1 protein-coding gene is annotated in these 1,938 nt (G+C 33.1%); it reads right to left on the bottom strand.

Annotated elements, in window-relative coordinates:
• Positions 1–1,938, bottom strand: a 1,938-nt coding sequence (locus tag EYW44_RS21850; protein WP_132727992.1) for a non-ribosomal peptide synthetase, incomplete at both ends; no start/stop codon positions are given.

Genomic DNA, 1,938 nt, shown 5'->3' with positions numbered 1-1,938 from the left:
GAAAACTATCTAAAACTACATAGACTCCAGGAACCATATACTCTGGTAAAATCTCCTGTAAATAACTTTCCAGCTCAGACGATTCTATACCTGTTGTACTTGTATAGTAACAAACTAAATATTTATCATTACCACTTCCCTGTACACGAACTACACTCTGACCTACTTCTGCATGACTCTCTACTTGATTAATGATTTCACCTAACTCTATACGATAACCTCGAATCTTAACCTGTGAATCTTTTCTTCCGATAAACTCAATTGTTCCATCTGACAGCCACCTCCCTAGATCCCCAGAAGCATACATTTTCTCTCCTTTTCGGTATGGGTTATCTACAAAAGATTTTTTTGTTAACTTTGGTCTGTTCAAATAACCTCTAGACACTCCTGATCCTCCAATATAAAGCTCGCCTGTAACTCCTTCAGGAACTACATTTCCATAAGCGTCTACAATATAAATACAACTGTTACATAATGGACGACCAATTGGAATGTTCTTTGTTAAATCAGATTCGTCATTTATTACAAAGTGACTACAATAAATAGTGGTTTCTGTTGGACCATAAAGATTGATCAGCTTCGTTGTTAAGTTTAACTTGCTGTATCGCTTTACCATAGTTATTGGTAAGGCTTCCCCTGCTAAAAAGATATATTTTAAACTTAAATCATTTGTCTTTTCTAAAGCGTCCAACAATACTCCAAATACAGAAGGTACAAGTGTTAAATGTGTTACTCGATTATCTTTTATACTTGATAGCATTTTCAATGGTGATAATTGAATTTTATCAGATGCTATATATAAACTTGCTCCGCTAAATAACCATCCAAACAACTCAAGCACCGACACATCAAATGTAAATGCCGTTTTAAACATCAATCTATCTTCTTTTTCTAAAGGATATGTATCATGCATTGCATATAAAAATGATGATAATGCTCCATGATGAATTTTTACTCCTTTTGGTTTTCCCGTTGATCCCGAAGTATAGATGATATAAGCTAAATCTTTTTCTTCAATAGACTCATTAACTTCCTGTTTTGAATACTCCTTGTATTTGTTTACAGACAGTATCTCTACCTCTTCAAATTCCATATCTGATACATCAGAAATTAAAACACTGGCAGTAACATCTTTTAAAATATATAGGATTCTTTCTACAGGGAAATTAGGATCAATTGGTACATAGACACCTCCCATTTTTAAAACCCCAAATATTCCTATAATCATTTCTACTCCTCTTGACATCGCAATTGGAACATAGTCTCCCTTTTTCACTCCTGAATCAATCAGATACTGTGCCATTTGGTTTGATAATTCATCTAATTCTTTATAAGATAAATTATTTATATCACTAACAATAGCAGTATCTTGAGCATAAGATTTTACTTTACCTTTAAATATTTCTGTTACAATATTTGAAGTCGTATTTTCAATATAATCTTTCTGATATTTAGAAACTTGTAAATATTGCTCTTCTTTAGTCAACAAACCAAGATCTCCGATTACCAAATTTGGATCTAACAGTACGGTATCTACTAATTGCTCAAAATAAGTTAAGAAGCGCTTTATACTTGATTCGACAAATAAACTTGTACTATAGGTCAGCGTTATAGCTATCTGTTCTGGTTGTTCTACGACAACCATAGTCATATCAAATTTTGAACTAGACCTAGGTTCTTCATCTTCATAAGCACTTATCAAGCCTGATAATGAATTCCTTTCTGCTACTTCCTCTTCTTTAAAGTATGAAAACATAACATCAAATAACGGGTTACGACTGGTACCTCTATCTAAAGAAAGACTATCTATTAAATCCTCATATTGATAACTCTCATGTACAAAACTCGTTAAGACCATTTCCTTTACTTCTGAAAGGTATTCTGCATACGTTTTATCTCCTTCTGGATAACTACGAAGCGCCAAGGTATTTACAAACA

The sequence above is a fragment of the Tenacibaculum sp. M341 genome (genome assembly GCF_004337695.1).
Taxonomy (GTDB): Bacteria; Bacteroidota; Bacteroidia; order Flavobacteriales; family Flavobacteriaceae; genus Polaribacter.
This window is presented reverse-complemented; position numbering and strand designations above follow the sequence as displayed.